This window comes from Pseudomonas svalbardensis (genome assembly GCF_030053115.1).
GTDB lineage: Bacteria > Pseudomonadota > Gammaproteobacteria > Pseudomonadales > Pseudomonadaceae > Aquipseudomonas > Aquipseudomonas svalbardensis.
Genome location: NZ_CP125619.1, coordinates 4,519,078 through 4,544,192 on the forward strand (window position 1 = coordinate 4,519,078; position 25,115 = coordinate 4,544,192).

The following is a 25,115-nucleotide window of genomic DNA, read 5'->3' on the forward strand; positions in this document are numbered from 1 at the left end:
TCCTTGTTCATGCGCCTAAAGGGCAATCGAATAAAGCCGCGAGCTTATCAGGCGGCCACGACCAATGGCTACCGGCATGAGAGCAGGAAACTTCTGATAAGTTCAGGTGTTTTAACGCATTTCGGGAATGGGCTGATGAAGCTTCTGTCATCTTGTGCTCACAGAGACTGATAGCAGAACCCCAGCATCTGGCGTAATGGCCACTTGCCGCACCTCAGGTGTTGAGGCATAAGGGAGCTTCAAATCGACAAGGATGTTTATCTTGCGCCTCCTCTTTCGCTTGCTGGTTCTGTTCGCAGTCCTGCTGGGGCTGGGCCTCGCCGTGGTTCTGTACTACGTCGCCAACCCGAAACTACCGGCCTGGTCACCCGTGCAGCAGGTGCATTACCTGGAGCAATGGAGCGTCGCCGACCGCGAGACTTACTACTTCACACCCCAGGGTACCCAGGTCAAAGGCTTGCGCTATGACTGGTTCAAGGCCCTCGAATTACCGCTCTCGCAACAGCGATTCGCCGCTCCCGAATACCTCGCCCGCTTCGGTTTTCTGATCGACCCCAGCCAGAAACCCACGCCGAACAACCCCGGCAATCTGCCCGTGGGTTTTGCCCGTCATCAAAACCCTGGAAGCCAGGACGAGTTCCTCGACATCACCTGCGCCGCCTGCCACACCGGCGAACTGCGTTTTAACGGCCAGGCCGTGCGCATCGATGGCGGTTCGGCGCAGCACGTTCTGCCATCCAGCGTTCCTACGTTGCGCGGCGGCAGTTTCGGGCAAGCGCTGGTAGCGAGTCTGACGTCGACTTACTACAACCCGTGGAAATTCGAACGTTTCGCACGCAACGTATTGGGCCAGGACTACGATGCCCGGCATCAACAACTGCGCAAAGACGTCAAAGTCTCTCTCGATATCTTCTTGAAGGTGGCCTGGAACGACACCCATCGCGGGCTCTACCCCACCGAAGAAGGCCCCGGCCGCACCGACGCTTTCGGGCGCATTGCCAACGCCAGTTTCGGCGATGCGATTTCCCCCGCCAACTACCGCGTGGCCAACGCCCCGGTCGACTATCCGCAACTGTGGGACATGTGGACCTTCGACTGGGTGCAGTGGAACGGTTCGGCGCAGCAACCGATGGCCCGCAACATCGGTGAGGCCTTGGGTGTGGGTGCGACGCTGAATTTCTTCGACGCTAACGGCCAACCGCTTAAAGGAGAGGCCCGTTATCCGTCCAGTGTCCGCTTGCGCGATCTGCACCTGATCGAACAAACCCTGCAACGGCTCAAACCGCCAGCCTGGCCGGAGGAACTGCTGGGCGCCATCGACAAAACCCAGGCAGCGAAAGGTCGCGAATTATTCACCGAGAACTGCGCCGGCTGCCATGTACCTCGATCGGTGCAGAGCGACGGGCGCTGGGTGCAACATTTGAAAATGCTGCCCGTGGAGTTCATCGGCACAGACCCGGGCGCGGCCAATAACATCGCCGACCATCGCTTCGACCTCACAGCCTTGCAATGGGACCCGGCAGAGCTGACGCAACTGGATGTGCAATTGCAGCCGACGCCCACTGAATCGCTGGATTTGAGCAAGCTCTCATCGGCTAAAGGGTTGGCCTACGTCACCGCTTTCGTCGGAAACCGGGCCTTCCGTGAAGCAAACATTCCTACGGCCGAACGACCGGACATGGATGGCTTCGGCCTGCCGATTGGCGTGCGCGAATTGCGCGCCTACAAGGCGCGACCATTGGCGGGAGTCTGGGCCACCGGACCATTTCTGCATAACGGTTCTGTGCCGAGCATTTATCAGTTGCTCTCACCCCAGGATGAACGCGCAAGCACCTTCTACAAAGGCACTTTCGAGTACGACCCCAGGCACCTGGGTTATCGCACCGAGGCCTTCACCAATGGCTTTATGTTCGACACACGCATAACCGGCAATCACAACAGCGGCCACGAATTCCGGGCAGGCAAGCGCGGCAACGGCGTCATCGGTCGCCTGCTGCAACCAGAAGAGCGCTGGGCGCTGCTGGAGTATCTGAAAGTGTTGGGCGGCCCGCTAGAGACACAATTGCCATGAGTAGACTCTGGATGCGCTTTGGCGCCTTTCTCGGCAAAACCCTGTTGTGGTCGTTGGGTCTTGGATTGCTCGGCTGGGCGCTGGCCACTGCTTGGTTTGCCTGGCAGCACAGCGTCCCGGTTTCGGCAGAAGAACTGATTCCGGATGGCGAATCAGCGATGACCCAAGACATCATCCAGACGGCCGTGCGTATCGTCGATCAGCACCGTGAAAGCACCCGCTACCTGCGCGACGCCCATGCCAAGGCCCATGGCTGTGTGAAAGCCGAGATTCAGGTGCTGCCGGATCTGACGAGTGAACTGCGTCAGGGTGTGTTCAGCGAGCCCGGCAAAACCTGGCAAGCGACGATGCGGCTGTCCAACGGCAATGCCTACCCGCAGTTCGACAGCATCCGCGATGCACGAGGCATGGCAATCAAGTTGCTCGATGTGCCCGGTAAACAACTGCTGCATGATCAACAGAGTCGTGGTGAACAGGACTTCGTGATGTTCAGCCATCCGAATTTCTTCGTCAGCGATGTCGCCGAGTACCGTCAGAATGTAGCTGCACAGGCTGACGGCAAGAAGCTGATGGCGTTCTTTCCAGGTTGGGACCCACGGACCTGGCAGGTTCGCCATCTGTTTATCGCGCTGTCGACACTTTCACCCGCCCCGGAAAGCCCGACCCAGACGACTTACTTTTCGGTTTCGCCCTACAAATTCGGCGAAGCCAATGCCAAGTTCCGTGTCATGCCCGATCCGACAAGCTGCCCGACCTATATCTTGCCAGCGCAAAACCAGAAGTTGCCGAACTTCCTGCGCAATGCGCTGAACCAGCAACTGTCAACCGACCGGATGCCGGCCTGCTTCGTCCTGCAGATACAGCGCCAGGACCCGACCAAGTACATGCCGATCGAAGACACGAGCATTGAGTGGCAGCAAAGCGATGCCCTGTTCGAGACCGTGGCGAGGATCAACGTACCCGCCCAAGACTTCGATACGCCTGCGCTGAACGTGCAATGCGATAACCAGTCGTTCAACCCGTGGTTTGGCCTTGAGGCTCACCGCCCCATTGGCGGCATCAACCGGTTGCGCAAAGCCGTGTATGAAGCCGTGAGCGACTACCGACACAGCCGCAACGCCGAACAATAAGAAGGCTCCACCGAGAAAGCGACCCGAAGGTCGCTTTCTCGGTGGAGCCTCGGCAGAAGCCAAACCCCAGACAGCAGAAAGCCCGCATTAAGCGGGCTTTCTGTGGTGACCTGGCGTTCAGCGTTCCAGGTGACCGAATATGGCGCAGCGGACGGGACTCGAACCCGCGACCCCCGGCGTGACAGGCCGGTATTCTAACCGACTGAACTACCGCTGCGCGTAGCGTTGAAAGTAAGTGGTGGGTGATGACGGGATCGAACCGCCGACATTCTGCTTGTAAGGCAGACGCTCTCCCAGCTGAGCTAATCACCCTTTACCTTCGTTGCGGGGCGCATTGTGCCACAGATTTTCATAAAGTGTTGATTTAATTGAATAAATTTTCAAAAAAATCTGAAAACCCATAAACGACGCGACCTGCAGGAACAACTTACAAACTTTGGACAGAAAAAAACCCGCGTTAAGCGGGTTTTTCCGTGGTGACCTGGCGTTCAGCGTACCAGATAACCGAATATGGCGCAGCGGACGGGACTCGAACCCGCGACCCCCGGCGTGACAGGCCGGTATTCTAACCGACTGAACTACCGCTGCGCGTAACACTGGAAGCGAATGGTGGGTGATGACGGGATCGAACCGCCGACATTCTGCTTGTAAGGCAGACGCTCTCCCAGCTGAGCTAATCACCCTTCACTTTCGGTGTGGCGCGCATTCTACGGAGCGACCACATCTCTGGCAAGCACTTTTTTAATTAATTTTTTCAGGCCTTCCAAAGGCTTAGAGAAGGGTTGGCCTATGGCGCTGCGAAGAGAATAATGCCCCCCTTTGTATAAAGGAGAGACTCGCCCCATGTGGTTCAAAAACCTGCTTATCTATCGCCTGACCCAAGATCTGCCTTTTGATGCCGAGGCGTTGGAAACTGCACTGGCCACCAAACTGGCGCGTCCATGTGCAAGCCAGGAGTTGACCACCTACGGTTTCGTCGCGCCATTCGGAAAGGGCGAAGATGCTCCGCTGGCGCACATCAGTGGCGACTTCCTGCTGATCGCCGCCCGTAAAGAAGAACGCATTCTGCCGGGCAGCGTCGTGCGTGACGCGGTGAAGGAAAAGGTCGAAGAGATCGAAGCCGAACAAATGCGCAAGGTCTACAAAAAGGAACGCGATCAGATCAAGGATGAAATCATCCAGGCCTTCCTGCCGCGCGCCTTTATTCGTCGTTCGTCGACTTTCGCTGCCATCGCGCCGAAACAGGGCTTGATCCTGGTCAACTCGGCCAGCCCGAAACGTGCCGAAGACCTGTTGTCCACCCTGCGTGAAGTCATCGGCACGCTGCCGGTACGTCCGCTGACCGTGAAAATGTCGCCGACCGCGACCATGACTGAATGGGTCAGCACCCAGAAAGCCGCGGACGATTTCTTCGTGCTGGACGAGTGCGAGCTGCGTGATACCCACGAAGACGGTGGCATCGTGCGTTGCAAGCGCCAGGACCTGACCAGCGAAGAAATCCAGCTGCACCTGAGCACCGGCAAAGTGGTCACTCAGCTGTCGCTGGCCTGGCAAGACAAGCTGTCTTTCGTGCTTGACGACAAGATGGTGGTCAAGCGCCTGAAGTTCGAAGACCTGCTGCAAGACCAGGCGGAACAGGACGGTGGCGAAGAAGCCCTCGGCCAACTGGACGCCAGCTTCACCCTGATGATGCTGACCTTCGGCGACTTCCTGCCGGCGCTGGTTGAAGCGTTGGGCGGCGAAGAGACTCCGCAGGGGATCTAAAGGCTTGTGATATCCCACTGTGGGAGCGAGCCTGCTCGCGAAGGCGTCATATCAGTCAGCATCATTGTTGAATGACAGACCGCTTTCGCGAGCAGGCTCGCTCCCACATTGGTTTTATGGCGTTACTTGATAACAAGGATCAGGCCATGCGTGCACTGGCTGAATTGAGTCGTTTTATCGGCAACACCTTCGCTTACTGGGTACTGATTTCGCCGTCGTGGCGTTCCTGCAGCCGACCTGGTTCATCGGCCTGAAAGGCGCGATCGTGCCGCTGTTGGGCCTGGTGATGTTCGGCATGGGCCTGACCCTCAAACTCGAAGACTTCGCCGAAGTCGCTCGCCATCCATGGCGCGTGGCCCTGGGCGTGGTTGCGCATTTCGTGATCATGCCCGGTGTGGCGTGGTTGCCCAGCGCCTGCTGGGTGATCGGGTTCGCCACGCGGTGGAGGTTCTGCCGCTGATCTCGGTGGTGAGCATCGTCATTATCGTCACAGCGGTAGTGGCCGCCAGCCAGGCGAAGATTGCCGAATCCGGCCTGCTGATCATGGCCGTAGTGATGCTGCACAACAGCTTCGGCTATCTACTGGGTTACTTCACCGGGAGGCTGTTCAAGTTGCCACTGGCCCAGCGTAAATCCCTGGCGCTGGAAGTCGGCATGCAGAACTCCGGGCTGGGTGCGGCCCTGGCCAGTGCGCACTTCTCACCGCTGGCGGCGGTGCCGAGTGCGTTGTTCAGCGTCTGGCACAACATCTCCGGGGCGCTGCTCTCGACGTATTTCCGCCGGATGAGCGAGAAAGAAGATCGGGAGGTGGCGGCTCAACCAGCCACCGACTGATCCGCAAACTTGATCCCCGGGTTAATGATGGGCACTCTATTGCACAACGCGAGGACGACCTCGCGGCTCGATCGAGTCATTAATCTGGGGACGACCCCGTCAATCGATGGAGGTCTCTCATGTCCTGGATCATTCTGTTTTTCGCCGGCCTGTTCGAAGTTGGCTGGGCCGTCGGCCTGAAATATACCGATGGCTTCAGCCGCCCTCTCCCCACCGCATTGACCGTTGCCGCCATGGCCATCAGCCTTGGTTTGCTGGGCCTTGCCATGAAGGAATTGCCGCTGGGCACGGCCTATGCGATCTGGACGGGTGTCGGTGCGGTCGGGACGGTAATCGCCGGGATCATTCTGTTCGGTGAATCCATGGCGTTGTTCAGGCTCGCCAGTGTGGCGCTGATCATTTCCGGGCTGATTGGGCTTAAGATCAGCGCCTGACTGTTTGCTGCCATTACAAAAAAGCCCGCCCCCCTTTCGATACAGACAGGGGGAGCGGGCTTTTTCAATGCCGTGTATTAAACGATCAGCTCTCGGCCAGCTCCATGCGTCCACGCGCGACAGAAGCCTTTCCCGCATGCTCAAGTTGCATGCAGCGCTCCAGGAACAGGAACATGTAGTCGTAGCTCTTGCAGACCGCCTGACGCAATTCCACTTGCAGGGATTTGCTTGGGTTCATTCCCGCCAGCGTGCAGATGATTTCCAGGGCTTCCCACGGATGGGCATCGTCGTACTGGGCATGCATTTTTAACCACTTCATGGCCCGCTTGCGATCTTCCTCGGGGAATGATGCCGCGTAGACGCCACTGGAACAGACCAGCGCCGACCACTCCCCGGTCGCACCTTCAATGGCGTAGTTGGTGGCGGCAATGGCAACGATCAGCGAATCCGACGAACTGGTGTGCCAGCACCAGTGGCTCAAGGCGTGAAGTTCGGGAGCAACTTGTTGCGCTTGCAGATCTTCCAGGCTGACACCGTGAGCACGGCTCCAGTGCACCCAGTAATCGGCATGGTTCAATTCGACGCGTATGTTACGCATTAGCCAGCGACGCGCCATGTCTTCACCTGGATGGCGGGCAAAGCGAGTCTTGGTCAGGTTCTGTGCCATATATAACGCGAACTGTTCGACTACCGGCCAGCCACCAATCAGGTACTGACGCATGGTCTTTGCACTGAGTTTGTTATCACGCAGACGCTTATACAGTTCGTGTTCGACAACCCGATGTTTGCTCTCGCTGCAATCCTGGATCAGGCGTTGAGCCCAGGCGGGATAACTTGCAGCGTCCATGAGTGGTCCGGTTCGGTTGAATGTGTCGATCACTGTCGAACTCCTTTTGATTGTGATTATAAGGATCAGCAAGAGATTTCAACGGAACGTGCCAGGCGCCTTGAACAACAAAGGCTGAGGCCTGGCTGGACGACTTTGTAAACTGTCGCAGGTAAACAAATGCGGGCGTTCAATAACATACCCTTGAGCGTAATCCACCCCGATCTCCAGCAATGCCTGCTCGATCTGGGGTGTTTCAACAAACTCGGCAATCGTACGTTTACCCATAACATGACCGATGTGATTGATCACTTCGACCATGGCGCGGTTAATCGGGTCGTCCAGCATATCCTTTACGAAACTCCCGTCGATCTTCAAGAAGTCTACAGGTAAATGTTTCAAGTATGCGAATGAGGACATTCCGGCACAAAAGTCATCCAGTGAAAAGTGGCAACCTAAACCTTTGAGTTCATTAATAAATCTGATTGCACTTCCGAGATTGGAAATAGCACTGGTTTCAGTGATTTCAAAACAAATCATTTCAGGCGGTATGGAGTAAGTAACAAACTGTTCACGCAGGAAGTGCAGAAACGCCTCATCTCCGATAGTTGTGCCTGACAGATTAATCGCACACATGGCCAATGGTCCTTTGTGCTGTTCGGCTATGCATTGGGCAATGATCTTGAAAACGTTCTGCACTACCCAGCGGTCTAGGGACGTCATCAGACCATACCGTTCAGCAGCCGGAATAAAACTGTCGGGCAAAATCATGCGTCCGGCTTCATCGTGCAGGCGCAACAGAATTTCGATATGTCCACCGCCCTTCTCGACATGACCAAGGGGGACGATTTCCTGTGCATATAGACAGAAGCGGTCTTCTTCCAGCGCCATGTGCAAGCGTTGCACCCAAGCCATTTCACCGAAGCGCAGTGACAGTTCCGAATCGTCCGCGTGATAGACCTGAACCCGATTGCGGCCCTTTTCCTTGGCCATGTAGCAGGCCATGTCGGCAGCGCGCAGCGAAGCTTCAAGAGTGGTCGGATTCTGAGCGACGTGAACCAGTCCGATGCTCACAGTGGTCACGAATGGTCGACCTTTCCAGACGAAGTGCAGGTTCTGCACGGTCTGACGCAGGCCCTCGGCGATTTTTTCGGCGGCTTCCGGGGCGCAGTTCTCCAGCAGGATGCCAAACTCGTCACCACCCAGGCGGGCCAGGGTATCGCCTTCGCGCAAACCGGATTGCAACAGAGCGCAGATATGCCGCAGCAACTCGTCACCCGCCGCATGGCCGCAGGTATCGTTGACCAGTTTGAACTGATCCAGATCGAGGAACATCAAGACATGGCGCCCCGACTGCCGTGTCAGGTTGTGCAGCGCCTGTTCCAGGCGATATTCGAATTCGCGGCGGTTGGCGAGCCCGGTCAAGGCGTCATGGGTCGCCTGCCAGGACAGATTGGCAATGTACTGTCGCTCCTGGGTCATGTCGTGCAATACCAGCACGGTACCGCTGACCTTCCCGGCGTTGCGGATCGGCGCACCGACCAAGGTGACCGAAACCGTGCTGCCATCCAGGCGCTGGATCAATTTTGAGTGTTCGCTGCCACCGCTCAGCTGTCCGCTCAAAATGTGCTCGATCAACGTGAAGCCATCGGCCTGAGCGTTCTCGTCCAGCAGATTGAACAGCGCCGCCAGCGGCAAACCCGTCGCCTGCTCGGCCTTCCAGTGAGTCAACGCCTCGGCGGCCGGGTTCATGTAGGCGATTGCGCCTTCGACATTCGTGGTGATCACGCCATCGCCAATCGATTGCAGGGTGATCTGCGCTCGGTCCTTCTCCAACTGCAGCGCCTCGGCGAACGCATTGCGGTGCTTGAGCAGTTTGTGGGTGCGCATCAAGGCCAGCGCAATCAAGCCCAGGGCGGTGGCGAGGTTGGTCACCAGCAGCAGCCGCAGGATCACCCGTGAACCTTCGCCCAAGGCATCGCTGAACGCTTTCGCCGCCGGTGTCACACCCTCATTGATGGTGAATATCTGGTCTTTCCAGCGCTTGATGTCAGCCTGGGCGGCCTGATTGACAGGAATGAGCTGATGCATTTCCTTCGCAACGTCATCGAGTTGCACCAGGTACGCGTCGCCCACCGTCCAAAGGTCGATAGCTTTTTCGAGATAACTGAAGTGCCGGAAATTGAGGTAAAGCCAGATCACACTGGAGACGTCATCCGGGTGGTTACCCCCCTTGAGGATCGCCACCCGTGCCGCTTCGATATTAGGTGGCCGATGATCCAGCGCCACACGCAACTCGTGGCCACCCTGAGGTACGGCAGTGGCGTTCTGGTATTTGAGGAAAATTGTCTCGTCGCGGCTGTCGGCGTAGAGATTGAGGTAATAGATGGCGTCTTTTTGGCCTTTGGACCACAGGCTTTCACCGGCAACGTAGCCGCGAACCGCCGACAGAACATACAGGCTGACACCGCCCAGCAAGGCTTGAAATAACACGACGGCAATAAATGGCCAGACGATGCCCAACAACCGTGGCGTTCCGAGAGTCCGCGCTTGATTCATGAGGTCCCTTGTTTTAGCACTGCCAGATCAGCATCCCGACGTGATCGCTACAGCTAGACTAGGGTGCGTTCCCGGTTCCGGCAAGCGGAGGATCGGGCTCAATGCCATACACGTGCCCCCCATATAGATATATACCGCCAAAGCCGGTTTGGAGATCTGTTTACTGGGCACTTCGGGCTCCCCCTATCCGTTGCGGGAACCCTTTCAAAGGAGGCGCGGCCACCGACCTCGCGCGACACATGACCATGACAGTTACAAGTCAAAACGCATCAATGTTCAAATCACCGACATCGTGGAGGCTTTCCTGAACGGCAAGCGTTCGTTAATCGGTCATCTCGGCGCCTCTGTACTGGCTTCCGCATCCATGGTTCAGCTGCGCGCGACGCCCTCTGTATTCCTCCAGCGAATGCTGAACACGGACAAAGCAAAAGAGCAGTGGGCGACTGCATTCAAACGGGGGGATACCCGCGCCGTTCCTTCGCTATGGCTAACGGCTGCGCTTGGCGATACAGCTGCGGGCACGTCACCTACCACGCCGAGGATCGCTATGCAGTACGTGTCAGCAGGCCGCTTGCCCTCTAAGTGCGCTGACCAATCGAGAAGCAGAGAAGTGCCGATTTCAGCAGTATATGTTTGTCCGGGAATTGAAGCGTGCAAGGGAAACGTGGTGCGAACCCCGTTGACTGTTGAAAACCTCAAGTGGGGTCGGCAACGAATGACGCCAGCACTCGGGATCAGTTCGTAATAGGTGATTTCATGATTGTGGGTCACCTGTAGAACGAAACCTTTTCAGAGATGAACTCTCGGCCTTGATCGATTGCAACCGCTGCAAATTACTCGCTGTGCCAGCGACAATAAAAGATATTGAAAGCTATCGCCCGGCACTGACTCTCAAGCCCACGTCACTGGACAGCGAAAGCAAGTTGATCAGCGTGATTCGCGAAAAATACCCCGATCCCAGATCGATCGAAACGGTTAACGTCGCCACCACCATGCCACCCTGCGAATCCTGTTAGGTTGCTATCAAGGAATTCGGTTTCGACGGTAGTGAAAATGCGCTGAACGTCCTGTGGCACTGATCTAATGTTGCTGCAAATGCCCATAAAGCTTGGCGTACAAACCACCCTCGGCAATCAGCTGCTGGTGGTCGCCATCCTCGGCGATTTGCCCGCCATCAAACACCAGCACCCGATCAGCCTGCTTCACCGCGGACAACCGGTGCGCAATGATCAGCGTGGTGCGGTTGCTCAAGAACCGCGCCAGTGCCTGGTGCAGGTTGTATTCGGTGGCGGCATCCAGCGCTGAGGTGGCTTCGTCGAGGATCACCACCTTGGGCTCGGCCAACACCATCCGCGCAATCGCCAGGCGTTGACGCTGGCCGCCGGACAAGCGCACCCCGGAACGTCCGACGATGCTGTCCAGGCCGTTGGGCAGCTCTCGAACGGTCTGGTGCAATTGCGCGATTTCCAGCGCTTGCCAGCAGGCTTCGTCACTGCGTTCACGACCCATCGTCAGGTTGGCGCGGACGGTGTCGTTGAACAGCGCCGGATGTTGCAGGACCACGGCGACATTTTCCCGCACGGTTTCCAGGCCGATCTCTTGCTGGGTCGAGCCGCCGAAGCGGATCGTCCCGGCGAGCGGCGTGTACAGGCCCAGCAGCAACTGCACCAAGGTACTTTTGCCGCCACCGCTGGCGCCGACAATCGCGACTTTTTCGCCGGGGGCGATCGACAGGTTCATCTGGTTCAACACCAGCTCGTCGCCGTAACCGAAACTCAATCCCTGGACTTCGATGCCCACGGTTTCGCGACCGTTGAACGGGTCGACACCGCCCGGGTACTCAGGCTCATCGGCCCGGGCCAGCAACTCGTTGATCCGCGACAGCGCGCCGCCGGCCGCGTAATAGGCGTACTGCAGATTCAGCAGCTGTTCCACCGGACCGATCATGAACCACAGGTAGCTGAACACCGCGAGCATCTGGCCGATGGACAGGTCGGAAAACAGCACAGTGAGCATCGCTGCCGCACGGAAAATATCGATGCCGAACTGGAACAGCAAGCCGCTGGCACGGTTCGAGGCATCGGTTTTCCACTGCGAGTTCACCGCGTAATCGCGCACTTCCCGGGCGCGATGACCCAGGCGCCCAAGGAAAAAGCCCTGACGGTTGCCGGCACGCACTTCCTGAATGGAATCGAGGGTTTCGGTCAGCGCCTGGGTAAAGCGCGAGGTGCTGTCGTTCTCGAGTTTCTTCAGGTGCTTGACCCGCTTGCCCAACTGCACCGTGGCATAGATCACCAACGGGTTGAACAGCAGGATCAGCAACGCCAGCTTCCAGTGCATCCACATCAGGATGGAGGCGGTGCCGACCAGGGTCAGCATGGCCACAAGGAAACGACAGAGGGTTTCGCCAACGAATTTGTCCAGCGTGTCCAGGTCGGTCACCAGGTGGGTGGTGACCGTGCCGCTGCCCAGGCTTTCGTATTCACCCAGCGAAATGCGCTTGAGCCGTTCGATCAGCCGCACGCGAATGCGGTAGACGATGTCCTTGGCCAGCGCGGCGAACAGCCGCGCCTGCACCACGTTGAACAGCAATGCAGCGCAACGCAGTCCCAGCGTCACCAGCAGCATAAGGCCGATGTAACCCGCGGCTTTCTGCCAGTTTTCGGGCAACGCGTGGTTCATGATCTTCAGCGCGGCGTCACCGTGGCCCAGCAACACTTCGTCGACCAGTAACGGCAAGAGCAAGGGGATTGGCACGCTGCACAGGGTTGCCAGCACCGCCACGCCGTTGGCAATCCACAGGGATTTCTTGTGATGCAGGGCCAGGCGGCGGATTTCCGCCCAGCTCAGACGGTCGACACGTGTAGCGGTTGGGGCGTCGTCGGGCAGATCATGCACAGGCAGCGCGCTCCAGCCAGCGGCCGAGCAACGGAGACAATACGCTGAGAGGCTGATAGCCATTGGTCAACAGCGCCAATTGACCATCACGCTCAGCCAGTAAGGTAGGGAAACCGGCAATGCCCAGGTCCTGGACCCAGGTGAAATCGGCAGCCGTCGCGGCGTGCATATCGGCACGGTCGAACGCAGCGGCGAACTCGATGCGCGGCAGACCGGCCTGTTCCGCCAACTCCACCAGAACGCTGGCATGAGTGACGTCGCGCCCTTCGGCGTAAAACGCATGCTGAATCAGCCCGAGCAGTTTCCACGCGCAATCCGGCGCCAGGCTGCGCGCGGTCACCAGCGCCCGACAGGCAGGTTCGGTGTCGTAGACAAACCCGTCGGGCAACGCGCCTTCCAGCTTGAACGGTTGGCCAGTCGCCTCGTTGACCGCCTGCCAATGCTCAAGGATGTAGCGCCGGGTGGTCGGCTCCAGCGCGGAGCCGCTGCCGGTACGCAAACCGCCCACCACCAGGTGCACGTCCACACCCGCTGCTTGCGCCTGCTCGACCAGCGCGTTGGCGATTGGCGCAAAGCCCCAGCACCAGGAACACATCGGGTCCATCACATAGAGCAGGCGTTGCGCAGACATGGTTCAAGCCTCGGGAGGAGTTTGCTTGTAGTTGTAGCCGATCGGGTGAGGCAGGTTGCGAGCCTTGGCCAGTTCGATCTGCTTTTGCCGGTCGATGGCACTGCGACGGGTCTTCTCGCTCAGCTTATCCCAGCAATGCGGGCAACTGATGCCGGCCACGTAGTGCTCGGATGTGCGGTCTTCGACGCTGATCGGTGTACGACAGGCATGACATTGATCGTAGTCGCCTTCGCTGAGGTCGTGACGAACGGTCACGCGGTTATCGAACACGAAGCAGTCGCCCTGCCATTTGGTTTCTTCCTGCGGCACCTCTTCGAGGTACTTCAGAATGCCGCCCTTGAGGTGATAGACCTCGTCGAAGCCCTGGCTGAGCATATAGCTCGACGCCTTTTCACAACGAATGCCGCCGGTGCAGAACATCGCGACTTTCTTGTGCACGGCCGGGTCGAAATTGGCTTTGATGTAGTCGGGGAACTCGCGAAAACTGGTGGTCTTCGGGTCGATGGCGCCTTCGAAGGTGCCGATCGAGACTTCGTAGTCGTTGCGGGTGTCGATCAACAGCACTTCCGGATCGCTGATCAACGCGTTCCAGTTCTCTGGGTCGACGTAGGTGCCGACCTTCTTGTTCGGGTCCACGCCTTCGACGCCGAGGGTGACGATTTCTTTCTTGAGTTTGACTTTGGTGCGATAGAACGGCTGGTCGTCGCAGTACGACTCTTTGTGGTCGATGTCGTCCATGCGTGGGTCGTTCTTGAGCCAGGCCATCAGCCCGTCAATGCCTTCGCGGCTGCCGGACACGGTGCCGTTGATGCCTTCTTCGGCGATCAGCAGCGTACCTTTGATGCCGTTGTCGACCATCGCTTGCAGCAGTGGCTCGCGCAGGGCAACGTAATCTTCCAGAGTGACGAACTTATACAGTGCCGCCACGACAATCTGTTGTGTCATGGGTGATTCTCCAGGTGGCTACCCTCGTAAGGGGTGAACCGGATGCGAAAAAAAACGCGCCGGGTGAGCGGCGCGTTGCGGATTCTAGCAAAAAACGTGGGTTTAATGCTTGCTGCCGCCAGCACAGGTCGGCGAGGCCGGAGCCGCGTCGATCTGTGCCCATTCCTCTGGCGTGTAGGTATGCAGCGCCAACGCATGGAACTCGCCCATCAGCTCGCCGAGCGTGCCGTAGACTTTCTGGTGACGCTTGACCCGGTTGAGCCCTTCGAACTGCTGGCTGACCACCACGGCCTTGAAGTGGGTCTGCAACCCACGGCTGTGCATGTGGCTTTCATCCAGCACTTGCAGATGCTGCGGCTGCAACAGGCCCAGCGTCGATTCGATGCGTTGTTGCATGGTCATACCGAACTCCGCTTAAGGCTTTTTCTTGGCTGGAGCAGCGGCGCCTTTAGGCTCCAGCTCGGCCGTCATGTCAGCCAGCAGTTTGTTGACCACAGGCACGGCGCTTTCCAGCTTGGCTTGAGTCATCTGGGCCGATTGCTGAGTCAGCTGCGGCATTTTTTCCAGGACTTTCTTGCCCAGTGGCGACTTGTAGAACGCAACCAGGTCTTTCAGCTCGGATTCGCTGAAGTTGGTGGTGTAGAGCTTGACCATGTCCGGCTTCAGCTTGTTCCAGCCAATGGCTTGGTCCAGCGCGGCGTTGGCTTTGGCCTGGTAGGTTTCCAGCAAGGCTTTTTTCGATTCAGGGGCCTTGGTCTGTTCAAAGCGCTGAGCGAACATTTGCTGCACTTGCATGTACACCGGAGTGCCCAATTTGTCAGCGTGCGCCAGGGTCAGGAAAGCTTCGGCACTGGCGTTGTGGCTGGCGGTATCGGCAAAAACAGGGCCGCTGGCGCAAACCAGTGCAACCGCGGTACAGATGGCACGAAGACGAGTCATCGAGTTTCCTTTTCTAGCAGGCGAGGTAAAACCCCAAGGGCGACCATTCTGCGCCTAAAAAACTGTGTGGCTCAACCCCAAGCCATGTCGGGCCTGATTTAGAGGGGTTGAACGGTCAAATTCCAGACTGATGGAACCACGGCCGGCGATCACGGCCTAAACTGCGCTATCAGACCTACAGGAGTGTGCATGATGAGCCGTATCGAAACCGACAGCCTCGGCCAGGTGGAAGTCCCGGATGAAGCCTACTGGGGCGCTCAGACGCAACGCTCGCTGATTAACTTCGCGATTGGCAACGAACGCATGCCACTGGCGGTGCTGCACGCCCTGACGCTGATCAAGAAAGCCGCGGCGCGGGTCAATGACCGCAACGGTGACCTGCCCGCCGACATCGCCCGGCTGATCGAACAGGCCGCCGACGAAGTGCTCGACGGCAGCCATGACGACCAGTTCCCGCTGGTGGTCTGGCAGACCGGCAGCGGCACCCAGAGCAACATGAACGTCAACGAAGTGATCGCCGGTCGGGCCAACGAACTGGCCGGTAATGCTCGCGGCGGCAAGTCGCCAGTTCACCCTAACGATCACGTCAACCGCTCCCAGAGCTCCAACGACTGCTTCCCGACTGCCATGCACATCGCAGCAGCCCAGGCGGTGCAACAGCAATTGCTGCCGGCGATCAGCGAACTGTCGGGCGGATTGGCCGAACTGTCCGCGCGGCACATGAAACTGGTCAAGACCGGTCGCACCCATATGATGGACGCAACGCCGATTACCTTCGGTCAGGAACTGTCGGCGTTCATCGCGCAACTGGATTACGCCGAACGAGCGATCCGCAGCTCGCTGCCGGCCGTCTGTGAACTGGCCCAGGGCGGCACCGCGGTCGGCACCGGGCTGAACTCGCCCCACGGTTTTGGCGAAGCCATCGCTGCCGAACTGGCCGCCCTCTCCGGCCTGCCGTTCGTCACCGCACCGAACAAATTCGCCGCCCTGGCTGGCCATGAACCGCTGACAACACTGTCCGGCGCGTTGAAAACCCTCGCCGTGACCCTGATGAAAATCGCCAACGACCTGCGCCTGCTGGGCTCCGGGCCGCGAGCAGGCTTCGCCGAAGTGAAACTGCCGGCCAACGAACCGGGCAGCTCGATCATGCCGGGCAAGGTCAATCCGACTCAGTGCGAAGCGCTATCGATGCTTGCTTGTCAGGTATTGGGCAACGACGTCGCCATCGGGTTTGCCGCGAGCCAGGGGCACCTGCAGCTGAACGTGTTCAAACCGGTGATCATCCACAACCTGCTGCAATCGATCCGCCTGCTCGGCGATGGCTGCAGCAACTTCCAGCAGCATTGCATCGCCGGTCTGGAACCGGATGCAGATAAAATGGCTGAACATCTGGAGCGTGGATTGATGTTGGTGACGGCGCTGAATCCGCACATTGGTTATGACAAATCGGCGGAAATCGCCAAAAAGGCTTACGCAGAAGGGCTGACCTTGCGTGAGGCGGCGTTGCAACTTGGGTATCTGACGGATGAAGAGTTTGATGCGTGGGTAAAGCCGGAGAATATGCTGGAGGCTGGCGCCAAGGGCTGAGTTTTGTAGCGCCTGACACTCAGCTTTCGCGAGCAGGCTCGCTCCCACAGGTAATCGCATTTCTCCTGTGGGAGCGAGCCTGCTCGCGAAGAACGATGACGCGGTCTAACTGGCGGCCATCCGCACCTTTCGGGCCCTGAGCCCGGCAATCAACGACGGCCCCAACGCCACCAGCGCCGACCCCAGCACCACCAGCACCGCCCCGCCATAACCCAAACCATTGATCGTCTCGGCATGCACATAGTCCGGCCACAACCACGCAGCCACTGCCACCGCAGCAAACGTCACCAACGGCGTAATCGCCAGCGTCGCACTGACCCGCGATGCCTCCCAATGGGCCAGTGCCTCGGCAAACGCGCCATAAGCAATCAGCGTATTCATACAGCACGCCAGCAACAGCCAGCCTTGCAGCGGACTCAGTTGCAGCGCTTCCAGCGGATGCACCCACGGCGTCAGCAACAGCGCGCAGAACAGGTAGATCACCATCATCACCTGCAACGAATTCCACACCGTGAGCAATTGCTTCTGGCCCAAGGCGTAGAACGTCCAGACCGTGGACGCCAACAACACCAACAGCACCCCGGCGGTGTAATCGGTCAGCGAGGTCAGCAACTCGGCCAGCCGCTGATTGAAAAACAGGGCAAAACCGATCAACAGCACCAGCAGGCCAATCCCCTGCCCCACGCTGAACCGTTCCTTGAACACAAACAGACTGGCGATCAGCAACATGATCGGCCCCATCTGCACCACCAGTTGCGCGGTGCCGGGGCTAAGCAGGTTCAGGCCCATCAGGTACAGCACGTAGTTGCCCACCAGGCCGAGCACCGCCATCAACACCAACCAGCCACCACGCGGCCCGAGCACCTTGCGGCTCGGCAGGCGTTTGGTCGCCGCCAGATAAATGAACAGGCACCCGCCGGATACGATCAGGCGAAACCACGTCACCGTCACCGGGTCCATCACCAGCAGCACTTGCTTGAGTTTGATCGGCAGGATTCCCCACAGCAGCGCGGTCACCAAGGCCAGGAACAGACCGTAAACCCAGCGACCCGATGAAATGTGCATTGCGAACCCCGAAGCCCATTGGCGAGAAAGGTCATTCTAGGCTTAGCGCCGTTCGGCACACAGGGACAGTTGGGCGTTGGCCGCGAATGAAACTGTGCAGGTCGCACCATTAAATTGGCGCTATGCCGTCGATCGGTTGGCCAGGCGTTGCAAGTGGTTCATGCATAAGCTCATGGGATTCGCCAACAGGAACATTCCTCAGGAGATCGCCATGTACGGCAAACGCGCCCAGGACAATGCCCCCGCCACTCACTTTCGCTGTGACCGGGTGTGTCGCGTGAATGGGGAGTTGTATTTCAGCACCCGGGAAAACACCCTGGAGGGGCCGTTTGAAAACCCGGAGAAGTTGGCGCGGGAGGTACAGGCTTACATTGAGCGGATGCTGCTTTTGCGTATGAACCTGTAAACCGCGGCGCCTCCATTCGCGAGCAGGCTCGCTCCCACATTAGATCTATGTCGCACTCCAGATCCATGTGGGAGCGAGCCTGCTCGCGATAGCGGTTAATCAGACAATACAAATCTTGCAGTCTTAACGCACCGCTTCAAACAACCCGGTCGCCCCCATCCCGCCACCCACACACATGGTGACGATGCCGTAACGCACGTTGCGGCGCTGTAATTCACGCACGAGATGCCCGACCTGACGCGAACCGGTCATGCCGAACGGATGGCCGATGGAAATCGAGCCGCCATTGACGTTGTACTTGTCGTTATCAATCTCCAACCGAATGCGGCTGTACAGGCATTGCGAGGCGAACGCTTCGTTGAGTTCCCACAGATCAATGTCGGCAATCTGCAAACCCTTGGCCTTGAGCAGCTTCGGCACCGAGAAGACCGGGCCGATGCCCATTTCATCCGGCTCGCAACCGGCCACGGTGAAACCACGGAAGAACGCCTTGGGCTTCAACCCCAGTTGCAGTGCTTTTTCCAGGCTCATCACCAGCGTCATCGACGCACCATCGGACAGCTGCGAAGAATTGCCCGCCGTCACCGAACCGTCCTCGGCAAACACCGGTTTCAATCCCGCCAGGCTTTCCAGGGTGGTATCCGGGCGATTGCAGTCATCGTGATCGACGATACCGTCAAGGATCTGCACCTGACCGGTGGCCTTGTCTTCAACCCGATACTTCACCGCCATCGGCACGATTTCATCGTCAAACAATCCTGCGGCCTGAGCCTGAGCGGTACGTTGCTGACTTTGCAGCGCGTACAGATCCTGTTCTTCGCGGCTGACGTTGTAACGACGAGCGACGATTTCGGCCGTCTGGCCCATCGGGAAATAGATACCGGGCACCTGCTCTTTAAGCAGCGGATTGATCAGGTTGTCGGTGTTGATGCTTTTCATGGTCAGGCTGATGGACTCGACGCCACCGGCGACGATGATGTCACTGCAACCCGAAGCGATCTGGTTGGCGGCAATGGCGATCGCCTGCAGGCCCGACGAGCAAAACCGGTTGAGGGTCATGCCGGCAGTGCCGGTGCCCAGGCGCGACAGCACCGCGATGTTGCGACCGATGTTGAAGCCCTGGCCACCTTCGTTGGAACCGGCACCGACGATGCAGTCTTCGACGCTGGCCGGATCGATGCCCGAGCGCGCCAACAATGCGTCGACACAATGCGCCGCCATGTCGTCCGGACGGGTCATGTTGAACTTGCCGCGAAAGGATTTGGCCAGGCCGGTCCGCACGCTGTCGACGATCACCACTTCACGCATGGCATACCTCATTGTTGTTGTCGGTTGAGAGTGGACCGAGCATAAATCCACTGCATTAGCGACCGCGACAATCATTCACCCCGCGTATGCGTAAACATCGATCACTTCTTGTGCTGTTTCACTTTCCTGTTGTGTTTGTCGGACTTTTCGAAAGCCTCTTCCAGCGCCAGATTGATGGTGCGCAGGACTTTGACCCGCGCCCAGCGCTTGTCATTGGCTTCCACCAGCGTCCAAGGCGATATCTCGGTGCTGGTGCGATCAACCATGTCACCGACCGCCGCGCGGTAGTCCTCCCATTTATCACGATTGCGCCAGTCATCTTCGGTGATCTTGAAACGCTTGAAGGGAATTTCTTCCCGCGCCTGGAAGCGCTCCAGTTGCGTCTGCTTGTCGATGGCCAGCCAGAACTTGACCACGATCACCCCGGCCTCGGCGATCAGCTCTTCAAAATCATTGATTTCACTGTAGGCCCGCAACCAGTCCGCCGGCGGGCAGAAGCCTTCGACGCGCTCCACCAGCACCCGCCCGTACCACGAACGATCGAACACCGTGAACGTGCCCTTGGCCGGGATGTGCCGCCAGAACCGCCACAGATAAGGCTGCGCACGTTCCTCTTCGGTGGGCGCGGCAATCGGCACGATGCTGTACTGCCGCGGATCAAGGGCCGCCGCGACCCGGCGGATCGCCCCGCCCTTGCCTGCCGCATCATTGCCCTCGAACACCGCCATCAAGGCGTGCCGACGCATGCGTTTGTCGCGCATCAGGCCGGAGAATCTTGCCTGTTCGGTAATCAATTGTTCTTCGTAATCGTCCTTGTCCAGGCGCTGGGTCAAATCCAGGCTGTCGAGCAGATTCAACTGATCGACATGAATGGGCAACGGCGCGGCATTAACCTTGGAAGGATGGACCTTGTGTCGCTTCAGGGCACTTTGCAGGCCTTCGAGCAGGATCTTGCCCACCGCCAGGCTGCGGTAATGAGGGTCCACCCCTTCGATCACGTGCCAAGGCGCGTAGTCGCGACTGGTACGGCGCAACACGTGTTCACCGTATTTCACGAACTTGTCGTAGGTTTGCGATTGTTGCCAGTCCAGCGGACTGATGCGCCAACTGTGCAGCGGGTCATCCGCCAGGGCCTTGAGCCGCGCCTTCATTTGCTTTTTGGAGAGGTGGAACCAGAACTTGAAGATCAGCGCGCCTTCGTCGCAGAGCATTTTTTCAAAGCGCTCGGACTGGTTGATCGCCTGATCCAGCACCGGGTCCTTGAACAAGCCATGAACCCGGCCTTGCAGCATCTGGCTGTACCAGTTGCCGAAGAAAATCCCCATGCGGCCCTTGGCCGGGAGCATCCGCCAGTAGCGCCAGGCCGGCGGCCGCGCCAGCTCTTCGTCGGTCTGCTGATCGAACGTGCGGACCTCGATCAAGCGTGGGTCCATCCATTCGTTAAGCAACTTGACCGTCTCGCCCTTGCCGGCGCCTTCGATGCCATTGATCAGAATGATCACCGGAAAGCGGCGCTGCTGGTGAAGTTCGAACTGTGCTTCGAGCAAGGCTTCACGCAGGGCCGGTTCTTCGGCGTCGTAGGTTTCTTTGTCGATGGCGTGACCGATTTCGGCGGATTCGAACATGGATGGCTCCCTTTCCAGATTGAGCAAGACTAGCGGATTGAGTTGTTTTCCGCGGGAGAAATCCCTTACTTCGCAGCAACGATCGTTTCGTGTAGCAGCTGCCGAAGGCTGCTACAGATTTTCAGCGAATCTGCGAACGCACGCGTTGCCATGGATCAAGCACCGCTCCGGCGATCGGCTAGAATGGCCGCCTTGCCGTTGCCGAGCCTGCCATGAAACCTGTATTGCCCCACGCCCAGCTCGACTGGGATGACCAAGGTCTCCCGCGTTCGCGGGTGTTCAATGATGTGTATTTTTCCGATCTGTCGGGGCTGGACGAAACCCGCTACGTGTTCCTCGAACAAAACGCTTTGCGTGAACGCTTCGCTGCGTTGCCAGCCGGCGGTCGACTGGTGATTGGCGAGACCGGTTTCGGCACCGGGCTGAATTTCCTTTGCGCCTGGCAGTTGTTCGAACAGCACGCGGTGGCCGGGGCGCGGCTGCATTTTGTCAGTGTCGAAAAGTACCCGCTGAGCCTGCCCGATCTGCAGCGTGCCTTGGCCTTGTGGCCGGAGCTCAAACCGTTTGCCGATCAACTGCTGACGCAATACATCGCAATCCACCCAGGCTTCCAATGCCTGGTGCTGGACAACGGCCGCGTGACCCTGACCCTGCTGATCGGCGATGCGCTGGAACAATTGCCACAACTGGACGCGCAGATCGATGCCTGGTTTCTCGACGGTTTTGCCCCGGCGAAAAACCCTGACATGTGGACCGCCGAACTGTTCGCCGAACTGGCGCGTCTGGCGGCCCCCGGCTCGACCATCAGCACCTTCACCAGCACCGGTTGGGTGCGCCGTCTGCTGAATGCGGCTGGCTTCAAGATGAAGCGCACGCCCGGCATTGGCCACAAATGGGAAATCCTGCGGGGCGTGTTTCTCGGCTGGCCTGAAGAAGTCCCGGTGCCCGCCGCGGCCAAACCATGGTTTGCGCGGCCGACGCCACTGAACGGCGAGCGGCGTGCGATGGTGATCGGCGCCGGCCTGGCCGGATGCGCCACGGCCGCCAGCCTGGCTGCGCGGGGCTGGCAAGTCAGTCTGCTGGAGCGTCACAATGCACTGGCGCAGGAAGCCTCGGGCAATCCTCAGGGCGTTTTGTACCTCAAGCTTTCGGCCCATGGCACCGCGCTGTCGCAGTTGATCGTCAGTGGTTTCGGTCACACCCGGCGTTTGCTCGAACATTTGCAACGGGGCGTCGACTGGGACGATTGCGGGGTCTTGCAACTGGCCTTCAACGCCAAGGAAGCCGAACGTCAGGCGCAATTGGCCGCCGCCTTTTCGTCAGATCTGGTGCACTTGCTCGATCAACCGCAAGCCCAGACTCAGGCCGGGATCGCCCTGGAGCACGGCGGATTATTCTTCCCGGAAGGTGGCTGGGTTCATCCGCCGGCGTTGTGCCATTGGCAGGCGTCTTCGGCGAACATCCAGTGGCTGCCCCATCGCGATGTCCTGGAACTGCGCAAGGTTGATGATCAGTGGCAGGCCTGGGACGGTGATGATTTGCTGGCCAGTGCCCCCGTGGTGATCCTGGCCGGCGCGGCCGAGATCAAGCGTTTTCCACACAGCGCCGAGCTGCCCCTCAAACGCATTCGTGGCCAGATCACCCGACTGGCGCAAACACCTGAAAGCCAGAGCCTGGCCACCGTCGTCTGCGCCGAAGGCTATGTGGCGCCGGCTCGAATGGGCGAACACACCCTCGGCGCCAGCTTCGACTTCAAGAGCGATGACCTGACCCCGACACTCGCCGAACACCTCGGCAACCTGGCCTTGCTTGAGGAAATCTCCCCCGACCTCGCCACGCGACTGCAGGCTCAGGCACTGGACCCGCAACAGCTTGAAGGACGCGCCGCGTTCCGCTGCACCAGTCCAGACTACCTGCCGATCGTTGGCCCGTTGGCCGAACCAGCGGCCTTCGCCGATGCCTACGCCGTACTGAGCAAGGACGCCCGACAAGTGCCGGACATTCCCTGCCCCTGGCTTGAGGGTTTTTACGTCAACAGCGGCCACGGTTCTCGCGGCCTGATCACCGCGCCACTGTCGGGTGAGTTGCTCGCGGCATGGATCGAAAACGAACCGCTGCCCCTGCCCAGAGCAGTCGCCGAGGCCTGCCATCCCAACCGTTTCGCCGTGCGCCAATTGATCCGCGGAAAAGTCTGACGGCTCGCCTTATAACTTATCGGTCTAAAACTCCGGGGATTCAGCCGGGTCAGTTTCTGAGTACCCGCCGTTTTTGGCGCGGTATCGATTGACCTCCCCAACGGAAAAACCGGTAAGGAATTTATGTGCGGATTAGCTGGCGAGTTACGTTTTGATCATCAACCTGCAGACCTTGCAGCCATTGAGCGAATCACCCATCACCTGGCCCCTCGCGGCCCTGACGCATGGGGCTTCCACAGCCAGGGGCCGATTGCCCTGGGCCATCGTCGCCTGAAAATCATGGACCTGTCGGACGGCTCGGCGCAGCCGATGGTCGACAACCAATTGGGCTTGTCCCTGGCCTTCAACGGCGCGATCTACAACTTCCCTGAACTGCGCACCGAGCTTGAAAGCCTTGGTTACGCGTTCTATTCCGGTGGTGACACCGAAGTGCTGCTCAAGGGTTATCACGCCTGGGGCGAAGCGCTGCTGCCCAAACTCAATGGCATGTTCGCCTTTGCCATTTGGGAGCGTGACGCCCAACGCCTGTTCATCGCCCGCGACCGTCTCGGCGTGAAGCCGCTGTACCTGTCGCGCACCGGTCAGCGCCTGCGCTTTGCCTCGGCGTTGCCGGCGCTGCTCAAGGGCGGCGACATCAACCCGATCCTCGATCCGGTGGCACTCAATCATTATCTGAATTTCCACGCAGTGGTCCCGGCCCCGCGCACCTTGCTGGCCGGCATCGAGAAACTGCCACCGGCGACCTGGATGCGCATCGAAGCGGATGGCACCACCGAGCAGAAAACCTGGTGGACCCTGCCCTACGGCCCACACGCCGACGAGATGAATCTGACACTCGAAGACTGGCGCGACCGTGTACTCGACAGCACCCGCGACGCGGTGGCGATCCGTCAACGTGCAGCGGTCGACGTCGGTGTTCTGCTTTCGGGCGGTGTCGATTCGAGCCTGCTGGTCGGTCTGTTGCGTGAAGTCGGTGTTGAAAACCTGTCGACCTTCTCCATCGGTTTCCAGGATGCCGGCGGCGAGCGCGGCGACGAGTTCCAGTATTCGGACCTGATCGCCAAACACTACGGTACCCAGCATCACCAATTGCGCATCGACGAAAAAGAGATCATCGAGCAATTGCCCGCAGCGTTCCGCGCCATGAGCGAGCCGATGGTCAGCCATGACTGCATCGCCTTCTATCTGCTGTCCCGCGAAGTGGCCAAGTATTGCAAAGTGGTGCAGAGCGGCCAGGGTGCCGACGAACTGTTCGCCGGTTATCACTGGTACCCACAAGTCGACGGTGCCGAAGATCCGTACGCCGCCTACCGCGATGCATTTTTCGACCGCAGCTACGACGACTACGCCGCCACCGTGCAGCCGAAATGGCTGACGGCCAATGACGCGGCCGGTGACTTCGTCAAAGAACATTTCGCACAGCCCGGCGCCGATGCAGCGGTAGACAAAGCCTTGCGTCTGGACAGCACGATCATGCTGGTGGACGACCCGGTCAAACGCGTCGACAACATGACCATGGCCTGGGGCCTGGAAGCGCGCACACCGTTTCTCGACTACCGCCTGGTGGAATTGTCGGCGCGCGTGCCGGGTAAATTCAAACTGCCGGACGGTGGCAAGCAAGTCCTGAAAGAAGCCGCGCGCCTGGTCATTCCGAGTGAAGTGATCGATCGCAAGAAAGGTTATTTCCCGGTCCCCGGTCTGAAGCATTTGCAGGGCGATACGCTGAACTGGGTGCGCGAACTGCTGCTCGATCCGAGTCAGGATCGCGGACTGTTCAAGCCAGAGATGCTCGATCGCCTGCTGACCGATCCGCAAGGCCAGTTGACCCCGTTGCGCGGCTCCAAGCTGTGGCAATTGGCGGCCCTGAACCTGTGGCTCAGTGAACAAGGAATCTGATC

The 25,115-nt window shown here is 59.0% G+C and carries 18 protein-coding genes, 4 tRNA genes and 2 pseudogenes; 10 read left to right on the forward strand and 14 right to left on the reverse strand.

Annotated elements, in window-relative coordinates:
- Nucleotides 1–262 precede the first annotated feature (262 nt).
- Nucleotides 263–2,071: a di-heme-cytochrome C peroxidase gene (locus tag QFX16_RS20820; RefSeq protein ID WP_283181160.1), complete on the forward strand. Its 1,809-nt coding sequence runs from the start codon at nt 263–265 to the stop codon at nt 2,069–2,071.
- Complete coding sequence (locus QFX16_RS20825) at nt 2,068–3,201, forward strand: catalase family protein (RefSeq protein ID WP_283181161.1); 1,134 nt, start codon at nt 2,068–2,070, stop codon at nt 3,199–3,201. Before QFX16_RS20820 ends, QFX16_RS20825 begins: the two co-directional genes overlap by 4 nt.
- 140 nt (nt 3,202–3,341) lie before the next feature.
- Here QFX16_RS20825 and QFX16_RS20830 read toward each other — a convergent pair.
- From QFX16_RS20830 to QFX16_RS20845, 4 genes are all read right to left on the reverse strand, one after another.
- A tRNA-Asp gene (locus QFX16_RS20830) sits at nt 3,342–3,418 on the reverse strand.
- A gap of 19 nt (nt 3,419–3,437) precedes the next feature.
- Nucleotides 3,438–3,513: transfer RNA gene (locus QFX16_RS20835), tRNA-Val, on the reverse strand.
- Between the two features lie 199 nt (nt 3,514–3,712).
- Nucleotides 3,713–3,789 (reverse strand) — tRNA-Asp (locus QFX16_RS20840).
- A gap of 19 nt (nt 3,790–3,808) precedes the next feature.
- Nucleotides 3,809–3,884, reverse strand: a tRNA-Val gene (locus tag QFX16_RS20845).
- A gap of 160 nt (nt 3,885–4,044) precedes the next feature.
- Between QFX16_RS20845 and rdgC the strand changes: the two genes are divergently transcribed.
- From rdgC to sugE, 3 genes and pseudogenes are all read left to right on the forward strand, one after another.
- On the forward strand, nt 4,045–4,965 hold the full coding sequence (rdgC, locus tag QFX16_RS20850; protein ID WP_283181162.1) for a recombination-associated protein RdgC: 921 nt from the start codon (nt 4,045–4,047) through the stop codon (nt 4,963–4,965).
- Nucleotides 4,966–5,111: 146 nt separating this feature from the next.
- A pseudogene (locus QFX16_RS20855) lies at nt 5,112–5,799 on the forward strand (bile acid:sodium symporter family protein).
- A gap of 119 nt (nt 5,800–5,918) precedes the next feature.
- On the forward strand, nt 5,919–6,233 hold the full coding sequence (gene sugE / locus QFX16_RS20860) for a quaternary ammonium compound efflux SMR transporter SugE (protein ID WP_074878870.1): 315 nt from the start codon (nt 5,919–5,921) through the stop codon (nt 6,231–6,233).
- An 85-nt stretch (nt 6,234–6,318) separates the two neighbouring features.
- Here the strand turns inward: sugE and QFX16_RS20865 are convergent, their stop codons facing one another.
- A complete protein-coding gene (locus QFX16_RS20865) occupies nt 6,319–7,080 on the reverse strand; it encodes an iron-containing redox enzyme family protein (RefSeq protein ID WP_439900094.1) in 762 nt (253 codons plus the stop codon).
- Nucleotides 7,081–7,158: 78 nt separating this feature from the next.
- Nucleotides 7,159–9,618, reverse strand: a complete 2,460-nt coding sequence (locus tag QFX16_RS20870) for an EAL domain-containing protein (RefSeq protein WP_283181164.1) — start codon at nt 9,616–9,618, stop codon at nt 7,159–7,161.
- A gap of 830 nt (nt 9,619–10,448) precedes the next feature.
- Between QFX16_RS20870 and QFX16_RS20875 the strand changes: the two are divergent.
- Nucleotides 10,449–10,697, forward strand: a pseudogene (locus QFX16_RS20875) (hypothetical protein); the annotation flags it as partial.
- Between the two features lies 1 nt (nt 10,698).
- Here QFX16_RS20875 and QFX16_RS20880 read toward each other — a convergent pair.
- The 5 genes from QFX16_RS20880 to QFX16_RS20900 all read right to left on the reverse strand — a co-directional run bounded on the left by QFX16_RS20880 (nt 10,699) and on the right by QFX16_RS20900 (nt 15,031).
- Complete coding sequence (locus QFX16_RS20880) at nt 10,699–12,516, reverse strand: ABC transporter ATP-binding protein (RefSeq protein ID WP_283181165.1); 1,818 nt, start codon at nt 12,514–12,516, stop codon at nt 10,699–10,701.
- Nucleotides 12,509–13,147: a DsbA family protein gene (locus tag QFX16_RS20885; RefSeq protein WP_283181166.1), complete on the reverse strand. Its 639-nt coding sequence runs from the start codon at nt 13,145–13,147 to the stop codon at nt 12,509–12,511. The genes QFX16_RS20880 and QFX16_RS20885 overlap by 8 nt, the downstream gene beginning before the upstream one ends.
- Nucleotides 13,148–13,150: 3 nt before the next feature.
- Nucleotides 13,151–14,092: an oxygen-dependent tRNA uridine(34) hydroxylase TrhO gene (gene trhO / locus QFX16_RS20890; protein ID WP_283181167.1), complete on the reverse strand. Its 942-nt coding sequence runs from the start codon at nt 14,090–14,092 to the stop codon at nt 13,151–13,153.
- 102 nt (nt 14,093–14,194) lie between these two features.
- The gene (locus QFX16_RS20895; protein ID WP_008151216.1) at nt 14,195–14,494 is read right to left on the reverse strand and encodes a BolA family protein; all 300 of its coding nucleotides are present in this window, start codon (nt 14,492–14,494) and stop codon (nt 14,195–14,197) included.
- Nucleotides 14,495–14,506: 12 nt separating this feature from the next.
- Entirely contained in the window at nt 14,507–15,031 is a 525-nt protein-coding gene (locus tag QFX16_RS20900; RefSeq protein WP_109633752.1) for a DUF2059 domain-containing protein, read from the reverse strand.
- A gap of 192 nt (nt 15,032–15,223) precedes the next feature.
- Between QFX16_RS20900 and QFX16_RS20905 the strand changes: the two genes are divergently transcribed.
- Nucleotides 15,224–16,618 (forward strand): class II fumarate hydratase, encoded by a 1,395-nt coding sequence (locus tag QFX16_RS20905; RefSeq protein ID WP_283181168.1) that lies wholly within the window; start codon nt 15,224–15,226, stop codon nt 16,616–16,618.
- A 105-nt stretch (nt 16,619–16,723) separates the two neighbouring features.
- On the opposite strand, the gene QFX16_RS20910 is transcribed toward QFX16_RS20905, so the two are convergent.
- Nucleotides 16,724–17,683, reverse strand: a complete 960-nt coding sequence (locus QFX16_RS20910; protein ID WP_283181169.1) for a DMT family transporter — start codon at nt 17,681–17,683, stop codon at nt 16,724–16,726.
- 211 nt (nt 17,684–17,894) lie between these two features.
- Between QFX16_RS20910 and QFX16_RS20915 the strand changes: the two genes are divergently transcribed.
- Complete coding sequence (locus tag QFX16_RS20915; RefSeq protein WP_283181170.1) at nt 17,895–18,089, forward strand: DUF6316 family protein; 195 nt, start codon at nt 17,895–17,897, stop codon at nt 18,087–18,089.
- Between the two features lie 123 nt (nt 18,090–18,212).
- Here QFX16_RS20915 and QFX16_RS20920 read toward each other — a convergent pair whose 3' ends face one another.
- On the reverse strand, nt 18,213–19,397 hold the full coding sequence (locus QFX16_RS20920; RefSeq protein ID WP_283181171.1) for a thiolase family protein: 1,185 nt from the start codon (nt 19,395–19,397) through the stop codon (nt 18,213–18,215).
- A gap of 101 nt (nt 19,398–19,498) precedes the next feature.
- Complete coding sequence (gene pap, locus QFX16_RS20925; RefSeq protein ID WP_283181172.1) at nt 19,499–21,022, reverse strand: polyphosphate:AMP phosphotransferase; 1,524 nt, start codon at nt 21,020–21,022, stop codon at nt 19,499–19,501.
- A 212-nt stretch (nt 21,023–21,234) separates the two neighbouring features.
- On the opposite strand from pap, the gene mnmC reads away from it, so the two are divergent.
- Nucleotides 21,235–23,217, forward strand: a complete 1,983-nt coding sequence (gene mnmC / locus QFX16_RS20930; protein WP_283181173.1) for a bifunctional tRNA (5-methylaminomethyl-2-thiouridine)(34)-methyltransferase MnmC2/FAD-dependent 5-carboxymethylaminomethyl-2-thiouridine(34) oxidoreductase MnmC1 — start codon at nt 21,235–21,237, stop codon at nt 23,215–23,217.
- Nucleotides 23,218–23,340: 123 nt separating this feature from the next.
- On the forward strand, nt 23,341–25,113 hold the full coding sequence (locus QFX16_RS20935) for an N-acetylglutaminylglutamine amidotransferase (protein WP_283181174.1): 1,773 nt from the start codon (nt 23,341–23,343) through the stop codon (nt 25,111–25,113).
- Nucleotides 25,114–25,115 lie beyond the last annotated feature (2 nt).

What these genes read in the sequence shown, in the direction of transcription:
- QFX16_RS20825 (WP_283181161.1), top strand. Translation starts at nt 2,068, where the DNA reads ATGAGTAGACTCTGGATGCGCTTTGGCGCCTTTCTCGGCAAAACCCTG.
- rdgC (WP_283181162.1), top strand. Translation starts at nt 4,045, where the DNA reads ATGTGGTTCAAAAACCTGCTTATCTATCGCCTGACCCAAGATCTGCCT.
- sugE (WP_074878870.1), top strand. Translation starts at nt 5,919, where the DNA reads ATGTCCTGGATCATTCTGTTTTTCGCCGGCCTGTTCGAAGTTGGCTGG.
- QFX16_RS20865 (WP_439900094.1), bottom strand. Translation starts at nt 7,080, where the DNA reads ATGGACGCTGCAAGTTATCCCGCCTGGGCTCAACGCCTGATCCAGGAT.
- QFX16_RS20870 (WP_283181164.1), bottom strand. Translation starts at nt 9,618, where the DNA reads ATGAATCAAGCGCGGACTCTCGGAACGCCACGGTTGTTGGGCATCGTC.
- QFX16_RS20885 (WP_283181166.1), bottom strand. Translation starts at nt 13,147, where the DNA reads ATGTCTGCGCAACGCCTGCTCTATGTGATGGACCCGATGTGTTCCTGG.
- trhO (WP_283181167.1), bottom strand. Translation starts at nt 14,092, where the DNA reads ATGACACAACAGATTGTCGTGGCGGCACTGTATAAGTTCGTCACTCTG.
- QFX16_RS20895 (WP_008151216.1), bottom strand. Translation starts at nt 14,494, where the DNA reads ATGACCATGCAACAACGCATCGAATCGACGCTGGGCCTGTTGCAGCCG.
- QFX16_RS20900 (WP_109633752.1), bottom strand. Translation starts at nt 15,031, where the DNA reads ATGACTCGTCTTCGTGCCATCTGTACCGCGGTTGCACTGGTTTGCGCC.
- QFX16_RS20905 (WP_283181168.1), top strand. Translation starts at nt 15,224, where the DNA reads ATGAGCCGTATCGAAACCGACAGCCTCGGCCAGGTGGAAGTCCCGGAT.
- QFX16_RS20910 (WP_283181169.1), bottom strand. Translation starts at nt 17,683, where the DNA reads ATGCACATTTCATCGGGTCGCTGGGTTTACGGTCTGTTCCTGGCCTTG.
- QFX16_RS20915 (WP_283181170.1), top strand. Translation starts at nt 17,895, where the DNA reads ATGTACGGCAAACGCGCCCAGGACAATGCCCCCGCCACTCACTTTCGC.
- QFX16_RS20920 (WP_283181171.1), bottom strand. Translation starts at nt 19,397, where the DNA reads ATGCGTGAAGTGGTGATCGTCGACAGCGTGCGGACCGGCCTGGCCAAA.
- pap (WP_283181172.1), bottom strand. Translation starts at nt 21,022, where the DNA reads ATGTTCGAATCCGCCGAAATCGGTCACGCCATCGACAAAGAAACCTAC.
- mnmC (WP_283181173.1), top strand. Translation starts at nt 21,235, where the DNA reads ATGAAACCTGTATTGCCCCACGCCCAGCTCGACTGGGATGACCAAGGT.
- QFX16_RS20935 (WP_283181174.1), top strand. Translation starts at nt 23,341, where the DNA reads ATGTGCGGATTAGCTGGCGAGTTACGTTTTGATCATCAACCTGCAGAC.